General features: G+C 61.7%; 19 protein-coding genes. 7 read left to right on the forward strand and 12 right to left on the reverse strand.

What is annotated here, in order from left to right; all coding sequences use genetic code 11:
* Position 1: 1 nt before the first annotated feature.
* From C5J22_RS11175 to C5J22_RS11190, 4 genes are all read left to right on the forward strand, one after another.
* Entirely contained in the window at positions 2-469 is a 468-nt protein-coding gene (locus tag C5J22_RS11175) for a chemotaxis protein CheW (RefSeq protein WP_046607492.1), read from the forward strand.
* A gap of 204 nt (positions 470-673) precedes the next feature.
* Positions 674-997, forward strand: a complete 324-nt coding sequence (locus C5J22_RS11180; RefSeq protein WP_105400791.1) for a hypothetical protein — start codon at positions 674-676, stop codon at positions 995-997.
* A gap of 216 nt (positions 998-1,213) precedes the next feature.
* Positions 1,214-1,543 (forward strand): hypothetical protein, encoded by a 330-nt coding sequence (locus tag C5J22_RS11185; RefSeq protein WP_105400790.1) that lies wholly within the window; start codon positions 1,214-1,216, stop codon positions 1,541-1,543.
* A gap of 149 nt (positions 1,544-1,692) precedes the next feature.
* A complete protein-coding gene (locus C5J22_RS11190; RefSeq protein WP_105438286.1) occupies positions 1,693-3,351 on the forward strand; it encodes an FAD-binding dehydrogenase in 1,659 nt (552 codons plus the stop codon).
* Between the two features lie 5 nt (positions 3,352-3,356).
* Here the strand turns inward: C5J22_RS11190 and C5J22_RS11195 are convergent, their stop codons facing one another.
* Together C5J22_RS11195 and C5J22_RS11200 are read right to left on the reverse strand one after the other, a co-directional pair.
* A complete protein-coding gene (locus C5J22_RS11195; RefSeq protein WP_105438287.1) occupies positions 3,357-3,845 on the reverse strand; it encodes a CreA family protein in 489 nt (162 codons plus the stop codon).
* A 109-nt stretch (positions 3,846-3,954) separates the two neighbouring features.
* Positions 3,955-4,734, reverse strand: coding sequence for a restriction endonuclease (locus C5J22_RS11200; RefSeq protein WP_105438288.1), 780 nt, complete (start codon positions 4,732-4,734; stop codon positions 3,955-3,957).
* Between the two features lie 363 nt (positions 4,735-5,097).
* On the opposite strand from C5J22_RS11200, the gene C5J22_RS11205 reads away from it, so the two are divergent.
* Positions 5,098-5,637, forward strand: a complete 540-nt coding sequence (locus C5J22_RS11205; protein ID WP_105438289.1) for a GNAT family N-acetyltransferase — start codon at positions 5,098-5,100, stop codon at positions 5,635-5,637.
* A gap of 6 nt (positions 5,638-5,643) precedes the next feature.
* On the opposite strand, the gene ligA is transcribed toward C5J22_RS11205, so the two are convergent.
* The gene (gene ligA, locus C5J22_RS11210; RefSeq protein ID WP_105438290.1) at positions 5,644-7,800 is read right to left on the reverse strand and encodes an NAD-dependent DNA ligase LigA; all 2,157 of its coding nucleotides are present in this window, start codon (positions 7,798-7,800) and stop codon (positions 5,644-5,646) included.
* A gap of 105 nt (positions 7,801-7,905) precedes the next feature.
* Between ligA and C5J22_RS11215 the strand changes: the two genes are divergently transcribed.
* Together C5J22_RS11215 and C5J22_RS11220 are read left to right on the forward strand one after the other, a co-directional pair.
* On the forward strand, positions 7,906-8,244 hold the full coding sequence (locus C5J22_RS11215; protein ID WP_245440347.1) for a DUF6516 family protein: 339 nt from the start codon (positions 7,906-7,908) through the stop codon (positions 8,242-8,244).
* Entirely contained in the window at positions 8,231-8,569 is a 339-nt protein-coding gene (locus C5J22_RS11220; RefSeq protein ID WP_105438291.1) for a hypothetical protein, read from the forward strand. Before C5J22_RS11215 ends, C5J22_RS11220 begins: the two co-directional genes overlap by 14 nt.
* A gap of 67 nt (positions 8,570-8,636) precedes the next feature.
* On the opposite strand, the gene recN is transcribed toward C5J22_RS11220, so the two are convergent.
* The 9 genes from recN to murB all read right to left on the reverse strand — a co-directional run bounded on the left by recN (position 8,637) and on the right by murB (position 19,904).
* Positions 8,637-10,310, reverse strand: a complete 1,674-nt coding sequence (gene recN, locus C5J22_RS11225; protein WP_105438292.1) for a DNA repair protein RecN — start codon at positions 10,308-10,310, stop codon at positions 8,637-8,639.
* 10 nt (positions 10,311-10,320) lie between these two features.
* Positions 10,321-11,163 (reverse strand): outer membrane protein assembly factor BamD, encoded by an 843-nt coding sequence (locus C5J22_RS11230; RefSeq protein ID WP_105430592.1) that lies wholly within the window; start codon positions 11,161-11,163, stop codon positions 10,321-10,323.
* 242 nt (positions 11,164-11,405) lie between these two features.
* Complete coding sequence (gene lpxC / locus C5J22_RS11235; RefSeq protein WP_105438293.1) at positions 11,406-12,362, reverse strand: UDP-3-O-acyl-N-acetylglucosamine deacetylase; 957 nt, start codon at positions 12,360-12,362, stop codon at positions 11,406-11,408.
* Between the two features lie 255 nt (positions 12,363-12,617).
* A complete protein-coding gene (gene ftsZ, locus C5J22_RS11240) occupies positions 12,618-14,393 on the reverse strand; it encodes a cell division protein FtsZ (RefSeq protein ID WP_105438511.1) in 1,776 nt (591 codons plus the stop codon).
* An 87-nt stretch (positions 14,394-14,480) separates the two neighbouring features.
* A complete protein-coding gene (ftsA, locus tag C5J22_RS11245) occupies positions 14,481-15,812 on the reverse strand; it encodes a cell division protein FtsA (RefSeq protein ID WP_046633535.1) in 1,332 nt (443 codons plus the stop codon).
* The gene (locus tag C5J22_RS11250) at positions 15,809-16,741 is read right to left on the reverse strand and encodes a cell division protein FtsQ/DivIB (RefSeq protein ID WP_105415655.1); all 933 of its coding nucleotides are present in this window, start codon (positions 16,739-16,741) and stop codon (positions 15,809-15,811) included. Before C5J22_RS11250 ends, ftsA begins: the two co-directional genes overlap by 4 nt.
* Positions 16,729-17,655, reverse strand: coding sequence for a D-alanine--D-alanine ligase (locus tag C5J22_RS11255; protein WP_105438294.1), 927 nt, complete (start codon positions 17,653-17,655; stop codon positions 16,729-16,731). The genes C5J22_RS11250 and C5J22_RS11255 overlap by 13 nt, the downstream gene beginning before the upstream one ends.
* Before the next feature lie 333 nt (positions 17,656-17,988).
* Positions 17,989-18,690 carry an aquaporin Z gene (aqpZ, locus tag C5J22_RS11260; protein WP_105438295.1) on the reverse strand — a complete coding sequence of 234 codons (702 nt, stop codon included), beginning with the start codon at positions 18,688-18,690 and terminating at the stop codon, positions 17,989-17,991.
* Between the two features lie 239 nt (positions 18,691-18,929).
* The gene (murB, locus tag C5J22_RS11265; RefSeq protein ID WP_105438296.1) at positions 18,930-19,904 is read right to left on the reverse strand and encodes a UDP-N-acetylmuramate dehydrogenase; all 975 of its coding nucleotides are present in this window, start codon (positions 19,902-19,904) and stop codon (positions 18,930-18,932) included.
* Between the last annotated feature and the right edge of the window lie 2 nt (positions 19,905-19,906).

Here is a 19,906-nt window from a genome sequence, read left to right on the forward strand (position 1 = left end):
CATGAGTAATGCCATCAAGCAGTCCGGCGCCTACCTCGAAATCGTTTCCTTTCATCTCGGAGACCAGGAATTCTGCATCGATATCATGGCGATCCGCGAAATCCGCGGCTGGGCGCCGGTCACCCCGATGCCGCACACCCCGCCTTACGTACTCGGCCTCATCAACCTGCGCGGCGCGGTGATCCCGGTCATCGACATGGCCTGCCGCCTCGGCATGAAGATGACCGAACCGTCGGAACGCTCCGCGATCATCGTCACGGACATTGCCGGCAAGCTGGTCGGCCTGCTGGTCGAACAGGTATCCGACATGATGACCATCCGTGGGGAAGACCTGCAGCCGGCCCCGGAAATCATCCCGGAAGCCCAGCGCGCCTTCTGCCGCGGCATCGTAGCGCTCGAAAAGACCATGGTCTGCTTCCTGAACCTCGACACCGTCATCGCCGACGAGCTCGCGCGCGAAGCCGCGTAATCTGCGGCGCAAAAACGTCCGAAACTATGTCCGGATCTCCCGTTACACGCAGATGTGACGGGAGATTAACTTATTGTAATCATTGCATATTTGTAACAATTTTAAACGGAACCGGGGAACCGGGTCCACGTTCTCCCGTCGCTAAACGCCCAACCGACGCTTCAAACGCCTCTCGGCTGGTTTACCCAAGATAGGAGAACGACCATGAACAAGGCTTTTGCTCTCGCAGTCCTGATGTCCGCCGCCACGGTGGGAACCGCCTATGCCCGCGATATGGGCATGACGGCAAAACCCGCGGGCGACGTCGCCATCGTTTTTACCAACCCTGAACTCGACGACAGCGCAAAGCGGCTGGACGTTCCGGATAGCGTCATCCACCCGGATCAGGCCACCATCCAGAAGGCCCAGAACGAAGTGAAGACCGACCGCGCGCTGCGCGCCGATCTGCTGAGCCAGAACGTCGAACTCAACAACGTCGTGGCGATCGACACCGCCGCCGACGGCAGCCGGATCGTCTACGTCCGCTGATTTGCCGCTGATGAAACGGGGCCGGTTTCTTTCCCCCGGCCCCCGTTTCTCGCCACCCGCGACCGCCTCTGCGCATGTGCTGGAAGCTTAAACCGTCGTGCATGGGGATGACCTCGGAAAAGTCCGGAACAATCTCCGGACTTTTCCGGTTCCGTCTATATCTTGGTGTCGAAAACACACGTGTTTGGCGCCTAAGAACCGAGAAAGGAACATGTTATGAAGAAGGTTATTGCTCTCGCAACTCTTATATCCGCTTCCTCAATCGGGGGCGTTTACGCCCAGGACCTCGCCCCGACCGCGCCGGCCCCCTCCCCGTCGGACGTGACGGTGGTCTACATTACCGAGGCAACGGATAGCGAATCATCGAACGACAAGATCCCGCCAACGCTGATGACACCCAACCCGCAGGCAGCTGAGGCTGCCCAGGAGCAGATCCAAACGGATTCCAACCTGATGGCAGCTCTCGAAGAGAAGAACGTCCAGTTGCAGAACGTGGCGGGTATCGAAACGGCCGCCAACGGTGGCAAGATCGTCTACGTTCGTTGATCACCCATTTGAGGACTGAGAACAGGCTCGCTTTGCGGGCCTGTTTTTTTCTCGTGTCGCGCCTGAATTGACTCCCACCACACCGCATGACTGTATTCGTCCAAAGGATGCAGCATGGTTTGCATTTTCACGCTTTGGGAGGAGCGCGCTTGAGCGACAGAGTTGACGCCATCGTGGTGGGTGCGGGCCTTTCGGGCCTCGTCGCCGCGACCGAACTTGCAGATGCCGGCCGCTCCGTCGTCATCCTCGATCAGGAACCGGAACAGAACCTTGGCGGCCAGGCCTTCTGGTCGCTCGGCGGGCTGTTTCTCGTCGATTCTCCCGAGCAGCGGCGGATGGGCATCCGCGATTCGCTCGATCTCGCCTGGCAGGACTGGCTCGGCACCGCAGGTTTTGACCGCGAGGAAGACCACTGGCCGCGCCTCTGGGCGCAAGCCTATGTGGCCTTCGCCGCCGGCGAAAAACGCTCCTGGCTCAGGCAGATGGGCCATCGCATCTTTCCGGTCGTCGGCTGGGCGGAACGCGGCGGCGGCTCGGCGACCTCGCACGGCAATTCCGTGCCTCGGTTCCACACCACCTGGGGCACAGGCCCCGGTGTCGTCGAACCGTTCGAGCGACGGGCGCGCGAGGCGGAGGAAAACGGCAGGATTCGCTTTCTCTGGCGGCACCGCGTCGACAATCTGGTCAGGACCGGCAGTGCCGTGACAGGGGTTGCAGGCACGGTCCTTGCGGCAAGCTCGGCGCTGCGTGGCGAGGAAACCTCCAGGACGCCGGCCGGTGACTTCGAGCTCAATGCGCCGATCGTCATCGTCGCTTCGGGCGGCATCGGCGGCAACCAGGACCTCGTACGGCAAATGTGGCCGGAACGGCTGGGCAGACCGCCGGCCCTCATGGTCTCGGGCGTGCCGAAACATGTGGACGGGCGGATGATCGGCATTACCCGGGCGGCCGGCGGGCAGGTGATCAACCGCGACCGCATGTGGCACTATACCGAGGGCCTGCGGAACTGGAACCCGATCTGGCAAAACCATGGCATCCGGATCCTGCCTGGCCCTTCCTCTTTATGGTTCGACGCGACGGGCAAGCGCCTGCCTGCCCCTTTCTATCCCGGCTACGATACGCTCGGCACGCTGCAGCACCTGATGGCGACCGGTTACGACTATAGCTGGTTCGTGCTAAACCAGAGCATCATCCGCAAGGAATTCGCGCTCTCCGGCTCCGAACAGAACCCGGACCTCACCGGTCGCGACTGGAAGCTGACGGCCAAACGCGCGATCGGCAGGAAGGCGACCGGGCCGGTGGAGGCCTTCAAGGAACATGGCGAGGATTTCGTGATCGCCGAGAACCTTGGCGAGCTGGTGGCCGGCATGAACCGGCTTGTCGGCAGCAATCTTCTGGACATCGCACAAATCGAGCGCGAGATATCGGCCCGCGATGGCCAGGTGGCCAATCCTTTTGCCAAGGATGCGCAGATCATGGGCATCCACAACGCCCGCCGCTCGCTTGGCGAGAAGCTGGTGCGGACCGCAAAACCCCACCGTATTCTCGATCCGGCGCACGGGCCGCTGATCGCGGTGAGACTGAATATCCTGACGCGCAAGACACTTGGGGGGATCGAGACGGACCTCTCGGCCCGCGTGCTCGGCGAGAACGGAGAAGCGATCCCGGGGCTCTATGCCGTCGGCGAGGCCGCCGGTTTCGGCGGTGGCGGCATGCACGGCTACCGGGCGCTCGAAGGCACATTTCTCGGCGGATGCCTGTTTTCCGGCCGCAATGCCGGCCGGGCGGCGGTGGTCGCCCTTGGCTGACCGGATTACGGTTTTGGCTTGCCGTTCTTCCAGCTGACGTTCTGGTTGTAGAGCGGAATGGTCGAGATCGCCATCTTGGCGGAACCGTCGGTGAGTTCGCGCGTGTGAACGAGATAGATCAGCGTGTCGTTGGCCTTATCGTAAATGCGGTTGACGACCAGCGACTTCCAGATCAGCGACATGCCTTCGCGAAACACCTCGTCGCCATCCTTGGAAAGATCGATGTTGCCGATCTCGATCGGGCCTGTCTGGCGGCAGGCAATCGAGTTGTTGGACGGATCCTCGAACCAGTTGCCGTTCTTCAGCCGATCGATGATGCCGCGCTCGAAATAGGTCACGTGGCAGGTAACGCCCTTCACCTGCGGATCGGCGACCGCCTCGACGATAATGTCGTTGCCGATCCAGTCGACGCCGACCTCGCCGACCACTTCGGCGGAAGCGGGAGGGGCCGAATATAAGGCAATGGCGGCGACGAAAAGCGTTCGATACAACATGTTCTTAATTCCTAACAGTGTGATCTAGGGTAGCACCAGCCATAGAAACCATTGATTCCCGCGTCCCAAACCGCCTGCAGTGGGATCAGCCGTGACGGTCGGTCGTTCACTACTCATCGTCATTCCAACGATAATGCTTGATCCACTCCAGAATGTCTTGCCCGTCATGCAGCGTCATTTCCCTGGGCTTATAGCTGGCGAAAGACTTCGCCTCAGCAGAATATACCGTACTGGAAATTGCGACGGCGCCGTCCAAATCCCAAGCCTTCGCTGCGCCGTATATCTGTTGGAGAATCGGTCGACCAAGCGACTTTGGCCTTTTCCCAATCGGTCGATCAGGGTGTTTGCACTGAACTGCAAAGATGACAGGATCTCCAAGGTCACCTCTGACCGCAAGGAAATCAATGCCGCCGTCCTTGCTCTTCCGAAACAAATCCACTTCGAAACCTCTTCGAACGAAGAGCTCGGCGCAGAGGGCTTCGAATTCGCTTTTTGAAACATCTGGCAAGCACTCCGGATTTTCCCGGAGCGCTGTATATAAGCTCTCTCCCACGAAGTTCCTAACCTCTACAAACTTCCCGCCTTGCTCCACTCTTCGTTGGACATATGTGTTGCCTATACGAACATCACCGAACGTCAATTCGCCCGTGGCATAAGCCGCGTCAAGGCTTTGCAAACTATAGTACTCCCTGTCCCGTACCCAGCAGAGGCGATCAGATTCCTCCAAATCAGGATGCGCCGCCGGAAGGTAAAAGAAGTTATCACCGATGCAATATCTATATCTCGTCGCGAGGATGCGCCTCATGCCATCGGCGGTAAGCTGCGGCTTCCCGGCACATGGAAAGAACCGTCCTTTGTTCTCACAGAACAATGCGATTAATGTCCCCATTGACTATCCTCAACATGTGATTGATTTACCTCATAATTAAAACTTGGCTTTGATGCCAAAGTCTAGCCGGCGTCTCACCTCGTCGAAGCGATCTCTCAGCCAACCCTTCGCCCTCGCCGCCTCGGCACAGACAGGAGTAAGTCCTGCTCGGCAAAGCTACATTTCACCTTGACGCTTCAGCGCTTGTCTGAGAGCTTGCGCGTCATGACCCGTTTCGCCGCCCACATGCATCTTACCGTGACCATTCACCCCGCAGGGTGCGTGGCGGTCTTGGCGCGTTAGCCGGTCATCCGTCCACCAACCCTGCCAATGGCAGGGTTCGGTGTTTCCGCTCTGCCTCGGCGAAGACCAAGGAGAGCAAGCATGACAGAGTTCGATATCCCACCACCGCTGGACCCCGACGCACGATGGCCCGAAGGCCTGTCGATCCGCGCACGCACGGCGGCGGACGCGCCGGCCATTACCGCCTTGCACAATATGCCCGGTTACCGCCGGGGCACCCTCAGAACGCCGCACCACAGCCCGGAGGAAATCCGCAAGGGCATCGAGAACCAGTCCGCCAATTTCATCTCCCTGGTTGCGGTCCTAAAGGACAGGATCGTCGGCGATGTCGGCATGACCCACTATGCAAATCGCCGAGCCCACGCCGGAAGTATCGGCATGGGCGTCCACGACGCCTATATCGGCCGCGGGATCGGCCGCGCCCTGATCGGCGAAATCCTCGCCATCGCCGACCGATGGCTGGACCTGAAGCGCGTCGAACTGACCGTCTACACCGACAACGAGGCAGCCATCGCGCTCTACCAGAAATTCGGCTTCGAAATCGAAGGCCGTCTCAAACAATTCGCCTTCCGCAACGGCGAATATGTCGATGCCTATTCGATGGCGCGGCTCAGAGTGTGAAGGCCTTCAAGCAATAAAGGCCAGCCATTCGTCCTCGTCCATCACCTGGACGCCGAGCTCCCTCGCCTTGTCGAGCTTGGAGCCGGCGCCCGGGCCTGCGACCACATAGTCGGTCTTCTTGGAGACCGACCCGGCCACTTTGGCGCCGAGGCTTTCCGCCCTCGCCTTGGCCTCGTCGCGGGTGAATTTCTCGAGCGAGCCGGTGAAGACGACCGTCTTGCCGGCGATCGGGCTGTTCGAGGCGACCGGCTGTTCGGCGGCTTGCGGCGTCACCTCTTCGCGAAGCCGGGTGATGACCTCGACATTGCGCGGCTCCTTGAAGAACTCGACGATCGCACGCGCCATCACCTCGCCGATGCCCTCGATATTGTTGAGATCGTCCCAGGCGTCGCCGGAAAGCTCGGCCGCATCGTCCATGGCCTTCGCAAACGCCTCATAGGTGCCGTAGGCGCGCGCAAGCAGCTTGGCGGTGGTCTCGCCCACATGGCGGATGCCGAGCGCGTAGATGAAGCGGTGCAGCGCTATCTCGCGCCGCTCGTCGATCGCGTCGAACAGCTTCTTGACGCTGACCTTGCCGAAGCCCTCGATATTTTCGAGCTTGGTAAGCGTCGATCCCTCCTGCCGCCGCTTCAGCGTAAAGATATCCGGCGCGGTGCGGATCTTCAGCGCGTCGTCTTCGGCTTCGAAGAAGAAATCGATCTGCTTCGATCCGAGGCCTTCGATATCGAAGGCATTGCGTGACACGAAATGTTTGAGGTGCTCGGTCGCCTGCGCCCGGCAGACGAAACCGCCGGTGCAGCGGGTGACCGAATCGAGCTTGCCGGTCTTTTCGTTGCGCTCACGCACCGCATGGCTGTCGCAGACCGGGCAGCGCTTCGGGAATTCGTAAGGCACCGCTTCCTGAGGACGTTTCTCCATCACCACGTCGAGCACTTGCGGGATGACATCCCCCGCCCGCTGGACGATGACGGTGTCGCCGACACGGATATCGTGATCCGGCTCGCGGATCGGTTCGCCTGAATTGCCGAGCCCTTTGATATAGTCCTCGTTGTGGAGCGTCGCATTGGTGACGACCACGCCGCCGACGGTGACCGGCGTCAGTCGCGCCACCGGCGTCAGCGCCCCGGTGCGGCCGACCTGGATGTCGATCCGCTCCACATGGGTAAAAGCCTGCTCCGCCGGGAATTTATGCGCCGTCGCCCAACGCGGAGACCGCGAGCGAAAGCCGAGCCGGGCCTGCAGATCGAGCCTGTCGACCTTGTAGACGACGCCATCGATCTCGTAGTCGAGATCCGGGCGCTTGAGGCCGATATCCTTGTAATGGGCGATGATGTCCTCGACCGCGTGCAGGCGTTTCATCAACGGGTTGACCGGAAAACCCCATTCCCTGAATTTTTCGACCATGCCCATCTGGGTATCGGCCGGCATTTCCGACATCTCGCCCCAGGCATAAGCGAAGAATTTCAGGTTGCGGCTGGCGGTCACCTTGGCGTCGAGCTGGCGCAGCGACCCAGCCGCCGTGTTGCGCGGGTTGACATAGGTCTGCCTGCCTTCCGCCGCCATCTTCTCGTTGAGCGCCAGGAAGTCGCTTTTCGTCATATAGACCTCGCCGCGCACCTCGACGACGTCGGGCGCGCCTGCGGGCAGGCGATTGGGGATTTCCTTGATGGTTTTGATGTTCTCGGTGACGTTCTCGCCGGTCGTACCGTCGCCGCGAGTGGCGGCATTCACCAGCCGGCCGTTCTCGTAGCGGATCGACATGGAAAGCCCGTCGATCTTCGGCTCGGCGGTAAACGCGATCGAGCCGTCCGGCAGCTGGCCGAGGAAACGGTAGACGGAAGAGACGAAGTCGCGCACGTCGTCGTCCGAGAAGGTGTTGTCGAGCGACAGCATCGGCCGCGAATGGGTGATCGCCGCAAACGTCGGCAAGGGTGCCGCGCCGACCCGGATCGACGGGCTGTCGGCGCGGATTAGCTGCGGGAACCGCTTCTCGATCGCATCGTTGCGCCGTTTCAGCGCGTCGTAATCCGCATCCGAAATCTGCGGCGCGTCATGGCCGTGATAAAGCTCGTCATTGCGGGCAATCTCCGCCGCCAGGTGGGCCAGTTCGGCTGCAGCCTGTTCTTCGGTCAGGTTTTCGACGGGCGTCTGTTCGGCGGGCATGCGGGTCTACTCCTCGGGTAGCGAGGAGTCGTTTTGTAGCGCAAATTTCCCCAAGGGGAAGAGGATCACCCAACGCAAGGCGCCAAGAAACGTTGGAGACTGGTGATGCTATTGAAGTCATCACCAGTTGATGCTATTGAGGTCATCATGGCAAACGCAAAACTCCTGTTGAAAAGACGGCAGGAACGCACGCTACGATCATTCGTGGATCTCTCTGTTTTCGAAGTGCCGGCACCGCTCAAAGGCAGCGCACACAATTACAAATATCGGCTGGCCTATGTGGTCGATGACGTTTGCGTCATGCGATACGACAACGAGGCTGGAAAGGGAGATCACAGGCATATCGGTGCCGTCGAGGCACCGTATTCATTTCAAAACGTATCGACTTTGTTGCGGGATTTCTTCGCAAAAGTCGAAAGGATGGAGGCCGATGAAAACTCTTAGAATCAATATTGCATCGCAAGATGACATCATCGCCGACTTCGAAGCCGGCCGACATCTCGGAGAGCCGATCTACAGCTTTCCGACATGGGAAGCCCTGCACACAGCCCTGACCCCCAACCGGGTTGCCATTTTGGCGGCCATGAAAGACAAGGGCGGCATGACGATGCGGGAAGTGTCCCGGCTCGTAAAACGCGACTTTCGCCCCGTTCACGCCGATATCGCAGCGCTGATAAAGATCGGGCTGCTCGATAGGGCCGAAGGCGGCGTTATTTTTCCCTATGCCGACGTCCATATCGATATTCCGGATATCTCGAAGGCAGCTTAAAACCGCGGATGCGCTTTTTCATTGGAAGGCAGCGGGAAGTCGCTACGCCAACGGGATTACATTCCGGTCAGCCGTTGCCCGCCAAAAGCCGCTTGGCCGCCGCCCTCGCCTCGTCGGTCACCGATGCGCCGGCGAGCATGCGGGCGATCTCTTCCGTGCGGTGTTCCGGCTCCATGGTGGCGACGCGGGTGGCGATCTTGTCGGTGCCCTCGCCGGCCGGTCCCTTGGAGATCAGGAGATGGGTCGCGGCCCGCGCGGCCACCTGCGGCGCGTGGGTGACGGACAGCACCTGCACCTTGTCCGACAGCCGTTTCAGCCGCTGGCCGATCGCATCCGCGACGGCACCGCCGACACCGGTATCGATTTCGTCGAAGACCAGCGTCGGAGCCGAGCCGCGATCGGCGAGCGCCACCTTGAGCGCCAGGAGAAAACGCGACAGCTCGCCGCCCGAAGCGACCTTCATGATCGGGCCGGGGCGCGTGCCGGGATTGGTCTGGACGTGGAACTCGACCGTATCGATGCCTTCGGCGCTCGCCGCTTCCGGATCGCTCGCCACATCGACCATGAAACGGGCCCGCTCGAGCTTCAGCGCCGGCAGCTCGGCCATCACGGCTTCGGCCAGCGCTTCGGCGCCGTGCCGGCGCTTCTCTGACAGGATGGCGGCGGCCTGATCGTAGGCGGCCTTGGCAGCGGCGGTCAGCTTTTCCAGCTCGGCGAGCTTCTCCTCGCCGGCATCGAGATCGGCAAGGTCCGATATCATCTTTTCGGCAAGCGCCGGCAGGTCGGCGACCGGGATCGAATATTTGCGGCCCGCGGCCCGGAGTGCAAACAGCCGCTCCTCGACCCGCTCCAGTTCGCGCGGATCGAATTCCGTGCGCCTCAGCGCCGCCTCGACTTCCATCTGGGCATTGGAAAGGTAGTTGAGCGCCTGGTCGAGAAGCTCGACAGTCTCTTCGAGCAGGCCCGGCGCCTCGTGGCTCTTGCGCTCCAGGCGCCGCACCAGCGAGGCGATCAGCGGCACGGGCGACGCATTGCCATTGAGGAATTCGGAGGCCTCGGAGATGTCGCCGGCGATGCGTTCGGACTTCTGCATTCGCGAGCGCTGCTCGGCGAGCTCGTCCTCTTCGCCGTCGCGCGGCGAGAGCCCTTCGAGCTCTTCCACAGAGGCGCGGATATAGTCGGCTTCGCGGGCCGCGGCCTCGACCTTGGCGCGATGGGTCTTGAAGGCCCGCTCCGCGTCCTTCCACGAGCGATAGAGGCCGGAAAGCTGCAGTACCTCGTCGCCGAGGCCCGTAAAGGCGTCGAGCAGCGTGCGGTGGGCGTCGGTATCGATCAGCGCCCGGTCGTCGTGCTGTCCGTGGATCTCGACCAGAAGCTGGCCGGCCTGGCGCATCAGCTGCACGCTGACCGGCTGGTCGTTGATGGAAGCACGGGTGCGCCCGTCGGCCGACTGGATGCGGCGGAAGATCAGGTCGCCGTCGTCGTCGATGCCGTTGTCGCGCAGAAGTTTTCGGGCGCCGTGGCTGCCGGACACGTCGAAGACGGCCGTCACCTGGCCCTTGTCCTCGCCATGGCGCACCAGATCGCCGTCACCGCGACCGCCGAGCGCCAGCGAAAGACTGTCGAGGAGGATCGATTTGCCGGCGCCGGTTTCGCCGGTCAGCACCGAAAGGCCGGTCTCGAAGGCAAGATCCAGCCGCTCGATCAGAACGATATCGCGGATCGATAACTGGATCAGCATGTCTCAGACCTTAAGCGCCGATCAGCTTGGCCCCGGCGCGGGAAATCCACGAACCGCGATTCTCGCGCGGTTCGACGCCATTGCCCTTCAGCAGCTTGAAGGAGTCGGCATACCACTGGCTGTCGGGATAGTTGCGCCCGAGGACAGCGGCAGCTGTCTGCGCCTCTTCCGTGATGCCCATCGCATAATAGGCCTCGGTCAGGCGTGCCAGCGCCTCTTCCACCTGATTGGTGTTCGGGTACTGCTCGACCACGTTGCGGAAGCGCTGGATCGCGGCAAGATATTCCTTGCGCTCCAGATAGTACCGGCCGATCTGCATTTCCTTGCCGGCGAGCTGGTCGCGCGCAAAGCGGATCTTCGCCTGCGCATCCTCGACATATTCCGAGGTCGGATAATTGGTGACGACCTTGTTCATCGCATCGATGGTGCGCACCGCAGCGCGCTGGTCCTGGGTCACGTCGGCGATCTGCTTGGAGTAAGCGAGGCCGACGAGATACTGGACATAGGCCGAATCCTGCGATTGCGGATACTGGCTCATGTAGCGGTTGCCGGTGGCCACAGCCTCGTCGTTACGGCCGAGCCGGTACTTGGTGAATGTGCTCATGACGAGCGCCTTGCGGCCCCATTCGGTGAAGGGATTCTGGCGGTCGATCGAATCGAACTTGCGGCCCGCTTCGGCAAGGTTGCCGGCCTTCATGTTGGCGAGACCCTGGTTGTAGAGCGTCTCCGGCGCATCCGTTTCGAGACCGAGCTTGGTGATGTCGATATCGGGATCCGACTGGCAGGCGGTCATGCCAAAGCCGGCGCCGGCCAGCACCAGCGACATAAGCGCTACTCTTGCCGTCTTACGCATTCCAACAGACCTTACATGGTTCATTCGAGAATTCCTGATCGTCCCGCGCCTGAAAAGCCCGCTGCCCAAGCAGGCCGTTCTAGCCATAAAAGCAAAGGGAGAGCAACGCAATGCTGTGGCATTAATGCATTTTTGTGGCACGCCGCCGCAATACGGCATTTCAAGGTGAAATCGGAACCCTGTCTCTAAAAAAGAAAAAGGCCGCTTCCGGAGAAGCGGCCGAGTCGACTGGGTCAACTTTATCAGGCAAACCAGGACGCAAGTTCCGGCACGTTGACCGGTACGAACTCCCCTGCCCGCACGCGGGCCGCACGCGACGACGGAGCCTCGACGACCTCATAAGCCGTCGGATCGCTCATCAGGGCCTTCAGCGCATTGGCATTCATCTTGTGGCCGCCGCGATAGGAGCGGTAGCAGCCGATGAACTGGGCGCCGGCAAGCGCCAGATCGCCGACGGCATCGAGCGTCTTGTGGCGGACGAATTCGTCCTTGTAACGAAGGCCCTCGACATTGACGATCGTGTCATCGTCGGAGATGACGACCGAATTTTCGAGCGAGGAACCGAGTGCATAACCGGCGGCCCAGAGACGCTCCACATCGCGCATGAAGCCGAAGGTGCGGGCACGGGAGAGTTCCTGCTTGAAGGTCTCGGCGCTCAGGTCGCCCTTCCAGGTCTGGCGGCCGATCAGCGGCGAAGAGAAATCGATCTCGACTTCGAAACGGGTGCCGTCATAGGGGCGGAACTCGGACCAGGAAGCGCCGGAGTCGATGCGGACCGGCTTCAGGACGCGGATGTAGCGGCGCTTGATGCCGAGATTGACGATGCCGGCCTGCTCGATCGCTTCGATGAACGGATAGGAGCTGCCGTCCATGATCGGCATCTCGCCGCTGTCGACTTCGACCATGATATTGTCGACGCCGAGCGAGTAAAGCGCCGCCATCACATGTTCGATCGTTGCGACGGAGCGGGAAAGCGAAGTGCCGAGAACGGTGCAGAGGTCGGTATTGCCGACCTGGGAGGAAACAGCCCGATATTCGACCGAGCTGCCGTCGTCCAGAAGACGCGTGAAGATCACGCCGGTGCCGGCTTCGGCAGGCTGAAAAGTAAGGCTGACGGGGGCTCCGGAATGAACGCCAATGCCCTTCAGGGTTACCGGGGAGGCGATGGTGGTCTGGAAACCGAACAGTCCGATAGTCATTCCTGCTGCCTTCTTTTCGCCGGATCCGTAAAGCAAAAGAATCCGATATTCTTAACGCCTGCCGGACCGATCGCCTGAATCGGTCGATCTCTGTCGGCGTGTCTTAGCGTCTTTCATACGCAGCCATCCGGCACAATCCAAATCACTGTTCATTTCGGATTGTTACGTTGTTAACTCTACGTCTTGATTGATAAAACGAGCGAAGGCCCGGATGCGTGATCCGGGCCTTCTTCACGTTTCGTGACCGTCCTTAACTCAGTTCGACTGGCGGCGCAGGAAGGCCGGAATTTCGAGCTGATCTTCCTCGTGATGGGCCTGCGGAACCGCACGTCCATGATCGTCGAGATTGCCGCGGCGCGGCGCATAGAGACTTGCCTCGGCCGACAGCGGACGACGCTGCTGCGGGGCCGGAGCCGGTGCGGCCGGCTCGATGTGAGCAGGCTCTTCCTCTTCGCGGCGGCCAAGCGAGTTGGTGATCCGCTTCAGGAGACCCATCGGGCCGCGCTCTTCCTGCACATGGCTCACCGGCTGGGCGCGACGATCCATTTCGGCCTTCACGACCGGCGGGAAATCCTCGACCTTCGGCATGCGAACCGGTTCGACCACCTGCGACATCGGCTCGCGGTAGACCGGCTGCGCCGGGCGCGGAGCCGGCTGGCTCATCGCTGGAGCGGGCTGCTGCGCGTGATGATGAACCGGAGCTGGCTGCGGGGCCGGAGCCGGGCGGCTCATGGCCGGTGCCGGGGCTTCGGCCGGAGCTGCTGCGAAGATGCGGCTCTGCGGGCGGAACTCTTCCTGCTGATGCATGACCGGCTGCGGAGCGACCGGCTGAGGTGCCGCATGCTGATGCTGCGGTTCAGCGATTGCGAGTTCGCGTTCCATTTCGGCTTCCGCCATGCGGATCGTCTCGGCGATCGGATCGACGACCGGCTTCGGAGCCGGGGCTGCCTGCATGACCGGAGCCGGCTGAGCAGCAACAGGCGCCGGAGCAATGGCGGCCGACGGGCGGATGATCGGCTTTGCGGCGGCGCGCATTTCGGCGGCGCGGATGTCGACGGCGCCGGCGGCGCGATCGATGCCGGTCGCCACGACCGATACGCGGATCAGGCCTTCGAGCGCTTCGTCGAAGGTCGCGCCGAGGATGATGTTCGCATCCGGATCGACTTCTTCGCGAATGCGGGTCGCAGCTTCGTCGACTTCGAACAGCGTCAGGTCACGGCCGCCGGTGATCGAGATCAGCAGCCCTTGAGCGCCCTTCATCGAAGTCTCGTCGAGCAGCGGGTTGGCGATCGCGGCCTCTGCGGCCTGCATGGCGCGGCCCGGGCCGGATGCTTCGCCGGTACCCATCATCGCGCGACCCATCTCGCGCATCACCGAGCGGACGTCGGCGAAGTCGAGGTTGATCAAGCCTTCCTTGACCATCAGGTCGGTGATGCAGGCGACGCCGGAATAGAGAACCTGGTCGGCCATCGCGAACGCGTCGGCGAATGTCGTCTTGTCATTGGCGATGCGGAAGAGGTTCTGGTTCGGAATGACGATCAGCGTGTCGACAGACTTCTGCAGTTCCTGGATGCCGGATTCAGCAAGCCGCATGCGGCGCTGGCCTTCGAAATGGAACGGCTTGGTGACGACGCCGACGGTCAGGATGCCCTTGGAGCGGGCGGCCTGCGCGACGACCGGCGCGGCACCCGTGCCGGTGCCGCCGCCCATGCCGGCGGTGACGAAGCACATGTGCGTGCCATGCAGGTGATCGACGATCTCGTCGAGGCATTCTTCCGCGGCGGCGCGGCCGACTTCCGGCTGCGAACCGGCGCCGAGACCTTCGGTGACCCGGGCGCCCATCTGGATGATGCGTTCGGCCTTGGTCATGGTCAGCGCCTGGGCATCGGTATTGGCGACGACGAAATCGACGCCTTCGAGGCCGGCTGTGATCATGTTGTTGACGGCGTTACCGCCGCCGCCACCGACGCCAAACACGGTAATCCGAGGCTTCAACTCGGTGATATCAGGCTTTTGCAGCTTGATGGTCATTGCACCAGTTCCTTCTTTTGCTGGCCGCATCGCCGCCGGCCAATTCATTGCAACTCTTCTCCGATACGCGGGCCGAAGCCCCTCGCATCAAAAACTTTCCTTTAACCACTGGCCCACGCGGGCCAGCCTGCCATTGCCGCTTCCCAGCGTGGCCATCAGGCCGCTCTGCGAAGCGTGTGTTTCGAGATCCGCGACCTGCGGATAGATCATCAGCCCGACTGCCGTCGAAAAGGCCGGTCCCTTGGCTGCCGTCGGCAGGCCGGAGACGCCCATCGGACGGCCGATGCGGACATTGCGTGCCAGGATGCGGCGCGCCGTTTCCGAAAGGCCGGTAAGCTGGCTGGCACCGCCCGTAAGCACGACGCGCTTGCCGACGATCGGGCTGAAACCCGACTTCTGGATGCGGTCGCGGATGAGCTCGAGCGTCTCTTCGATGCGGGCCTGCACGATGCGGGTGACCAGCGAACGCGGCACCTGGGTCGGCTGATCGCGATCGTCCTCGCCGATCGGCGGAACGGAGATCACATCCCGCTCGTCGCCACCGTTGGCGAGCGCCGAACCGTGCACGACCTTCATGCGTTCGGCATCCTCGATGCGGGTGGAAAGCCCGCGGGCAAGGTCGGTGGTCACGTGATGACCGCCAAGGCTGATCGCATCCGTATGGACGAGCTTGCCCTCGGCAAAGACCGAGATCGTCGTCGTGCCGCCGCCCATGTCGATCGCAGCGCAGCCGAGTTCGACTTCGTCGTCGACGAGGGCCGCAAGGCCGCTCGCATAAGGCGTTGCAACCATACCTTCGACCGAGAGATGCGCACGGTTGACGCAGAGTTCGAGGTTCTTCAGCGTGGCGCGCTCAGCGGCCACGACATGCATGTCGACACCAAGTGTGTCGCCGAACATCGCCAGCGGATCGCGGATGCCGCGTTCGCCGTCGAGCGAGAAACCGGTCGGAAGCGAGTGCAGGATGGCGCGATCCTGGCGCAGCGACTGCTGGCTTGCCGCCACCAGCACCTTCTTGAGATCGGCCTCTTCCACTTCCTGACCGCCGAGATCGATCGTCGCCGTATAGACGTCGCTGGTGATGCGGCCGGCGGAGACGTTGACGATCAGGCTGTCGACGGTAAGCCCCGCCATACGCTCGGCGGCATCGACCGCGAGGCGAACGACGCTTTCCGCGGCATCGAGATCGCCGATCACGCCGGACTTCACACCGCGCGAGCGCTGGTGGCCGATGCCGATGATCTCGATATTGTGGGTGCGGCCGGGCAGAACCTGACTTTCCTGGCGCGGCGTCAGCCGGGCGATCATGCAGACCACCTTGGTGGAGCCGATATCGAGGACCGAAACCACGTGGCTGCGCTTGGAAGACAGCGGCTTCATGCGCGGCAGACCGAAATGGGAAGAACCGAATACGCTCAAGACTGCTCTCCCAGTTTCTTCAAGGCCTTTGTCCGCGCATCGAGCGCCTCTTTGCGGCGATCCATGGCACCGGGAGTGAGCTGGATGGTGGTGCGATCCTCAAGCCTCAAATCGACACCGGCGACATCGCGCTCCAGCAAGCCCTGCTCCTTTTCGAGCCGTGCGAGCACGCGCAGCGCCTTGGCGACGTTCGCTTCCGGCAGCTTCAGCACGACGCCGTTGTCGAGATGCAGATCCCAGCGGCGACCGGCAATGCGGACATAGGCCTTCACACGATTTTTCAGCTCCGGCCAGCCGGCCATGGCGTCCTCGAAGGAGGATGCGGCCGTCTCGGCATCGCGACCGACGAAGAGCGGCAGCGAGGCGAACTTGTTGTCACGCAACGGCGCGATCACGCTGCCGTTCTTTTCGATCAGCGACAGTTCGGCCCCGTGCTGCCAGATGCCGAAGGCCTGACGCTCCTTCAGCATCACCTCGATCGTCTTCGGATAGATCTTGCGGACCTCCGCATACTGGACCCAGGGAAGAGCCGAGAGCTTGCGGCGGGCGGAATCGATGTCGAGAGCGACCAGCGAGGTCGTGCCGTCGAGGCCGAGAAGCTGCAGGATGTCGATTTCCGAAGTCTGGTCATTGCCCGAGACGCGCACATCCTCGATCGCAAAGCCGACAGCCGCCGTGGTGGCCTGCGCGACCGTCTGGCCGTGACCGCCGAGCGACATGCCGTAAAGGCCGACTACCGCGAAGAAGCCTGCAGCGGAAACGGTTCCCGTATGGGGCGGGATATGGATGCGGCCGGTGGCGAGACTGACGCAGAAGCGGAACACCCGGCGAAGCGGGCGCGGAAGCACCCGGCGCTCTTCGGCACCGAGATAATGAGCCTGAGAACGGCCGCGCGGTCCACCCGCCTTTCTGCCGATCAACGCAAACACGTAGCGTCCTCCACCATCCAACGGACGAGTTCACCAAATGAGTGACCGGCATGGCCGGCCATTTCGGGCACCAGTGATGTCGGGGTCATGCCCGGCTGCGTGTTGATTTCCAGCCAGATAACCTCGCCGTTCTCGGAGAACCGGTCGTCGTAGCGAAAGTCGGAGCGACTGACGCCACGGCAGCCCATCGCCTGATGCGCCTTAAGCGCTAGTGTTTGAATCTTTTGGTAAACATTCGGTGAAATTTGCGCCGGAATGACGTGTTTCGAACCACCCTCCGCATATTTCGCATCGTAATCGTAAAAGGCGTGACTGAGCGGCACCACTTCGGTAACCCCGAGCGCCACGTCGCCCATCACGCCGCAGGTCAGTTCGCGGCCATAGATATAGCGCTCGACCAGGACACGATCGCCGTAACGCCATTCGGCCGAACCGATGATCTGCGGCGGATGCGATTGATTTTCCTGGACGATCACGACGCCGAAGGACGAGCCTTCGCGAACCGGCTTCACCACATAGGGCGGCTTTATCGGATGGGCGTTACCGATATCGAAGCGGCTCATGGCCTTGGCTTCGGCGACGGGAATGCCGGATGCCTTGGCGACGTGCCTGGCCTGATGCTTATCCATGGCGAGCGCCGAGGCAAGCACGCCGGAATGGGTGTAGGGTATCTCGAGGTATTCGAGAATGCCCTGGATCGTTCCGTCCTCACCGAAAGGCCCGTGCAAGGCATTGAAGGCTACGTCCGGCCGAAGCTCCGAGAGAACGGCCGCAACATCCCGGCCGACATCGACGCGGGTGACGCGATAGCCTTCGCCTTCAAGAGCGTCCGCACAGGCAGTGCCCGAGGACAGGCTGACAGGCCGCTCGGAGGAAAATCCTCCCATCAAAACAGCCACGTGCTTGTCGCTCATCAATCACTCCCGCCAAAAAGGACTACACTCTCTAGTACGGCGCTTGCGCCAACCTGTTCTCTGACGATTCTCGCCGGACGTTAGGCATGCCTGCATTAGTGCCCGAATATAGTTAACAAACCGTTTACCTTGATTAACCCGGGTGGCCAAAAGCATGAAAACAAAGGAAAAATCGAATCGCTGGATGTTAACGCCCAGTTTGCGGCAACATTCCGAACGGCAATAAAAGGACGATGGAGCCTCTCGAATCGGGCGGCGATTCCTGAAGGTTCGAGGCACGGAAAAGCCCGCGAAGCGTGCGGCTTCGCGGGCTCTCTTACCGGGAGAAAAAGATCAGCCCGCGGCCCGCTCTTCCGAATCGTCCACCAGCTTCCAGGCCAGCGCGCCGAGGACGGCGCCGACGATCGGCGCCACCCAGAAAAGCCAAAGCTGTGCGACAGCCCAGTCCCCGACGATCAGCGCGACGCCGGTCGAACGTGCCGGATTGACGGACGTGTTGGTGACCGGGATCGAGATCAGATGGATCAGCGTCAGCCCAAGGCCAATCGCGATCGGAGCAAACCCGGCCGGCGCCTTCGGGCCGGTCGCGCCCAGAATGATGAAGATGAAGAAACCGGTGAGAACCAGTTCTATCAACAGCGCGGAGGTCAACGAATAACCGCCGGGCGAATGCTCGCCATAGCCGTTGGACGCAAAGCCGCCGAGCTGGAAACCAGCCTTGCCGGAAGCGATGAGATAGAGAACCAGGGCCGCAACGACCGCCCCTACCACCTGGGCGATGATATAAGGTAGCAGGCTTGATGCCGGGAACCTGCCCGCCACCGTCAGTCCCACCGATACCGCCGGATTGAAATGCCCGCCGGAAATGCCGCCGACCGCATAGGCCATGGTCAGCACCGTCAGGCCGAACGCGAGCGCTACGCCGACGAAGCCGATGCCGAGATCCGGAAATGCGGCAGCCAGAACCGCGCTGCCGCATCCACCGAAGACAAGCCAGAAAGTGCCGAAAAACTCGGCCGCTAATTTTTTAAACATTGGATATCCCCCTGCTCGTGCCCCCGGCACCCTGCCGGTCCAGGCGCGACTCTCATTCAAACAAGGATATTATGCAATATATTCTCATGAATGCTCAATGAATAAGCAACTCGTGAAACATCCAAGGTTGCACCGGCGCTATTCGCCTGAATCAAAACATGAGATGACCGCTGCAACGCCTTAAATTTACAAGTTAACCCTCCAGGGGAGGCATTCGCCTCACCCCTGCCGGTCACCTGTCATTCGCTTGTCATGCCATGGAACGGTCTCACCTCGCGGCCGGGCATGAAGATGCCGAGGCGCTTGATTTCCCATTCGAGCTTGATGTCGGAATGTTCGAAGACCCGCTGGCGAATGGTTTCGCCGAGATATTCGAGGTCGTAGCCGCTGGCATAACCGATATTGATCATGAAGTTGCAATGGAGCGACGACATCTGTGCTCCGCCGCTGACCAGCCCGCGGCAGCCGGCCTCGTCGATCAGCTTCCACGCGGAATGGCCTTCCGGGTTCTTGAAGGTCGAGCCGCCGGTCTTTTCCTTGATCGGCTGCACCGTCTCGCGATGCTGACGCACGGCATCCATCTCGGCGCGGATCTTTGCCCGCTCCTCGGGATATCCTTCGAAGACCGCGTGGGTAAAGATCATGTCCGCCGGAACCGAGGAATGGCGATAGCTGTAGCCCATCTCGGCGGTCGAGAAGACATGCGTGCCGCCCTTGCGGTCGACGGCATGCACTTCGACGACGCGCCCGGCAGTCTCGCCGCCATTGGCGCCGGCATTCATGCGCAGCGCCCCGCCGATCGAGCCGGGGATGCCGTAATAGAAGGCGAAACCGCCGATGCCGTTGTCCATCGCCATTGCGGCAATGTGCTTGTCGGGGCAGATCGCACCGGCCTTGATACGGTTATCGCCGACGAGATCGACCCCGCCGAAACCCTTGGCCGAGAGGCGCAGAACGACGCCGGGAATTCCTCCGTCGCGGACGAGCAGGTTCGAACCGACGCCGACCACCGTCAGCGGCACGTCTTCCGGCAGGATCTGCAGGAAAGTCACGAGATCGTCGACGTCATGGGGCTGGAACATCAGTTCGGCGAGCCCGCCGGCCTGGAACCAGGTGACGCGATCCATCGGCGCGTCCGGCGTCAGCCTTCCGCGCAGTTTGTTGACGTCATCCCCCAACGACGCCAGAAGCTTTTCCCCGTTCACCTGTTTCATTT

It is taken from the genome of Neorhizobium sp. T25_13, from assembly GCF_002968675.1.
Taxonomy (GTDB): Bacteria; Pseudomonadota; Alphaproteobacteria; order Rhizobiales; family Rhizobiaceae; genus Neorhizobium; species Neorhizobium tomejilense.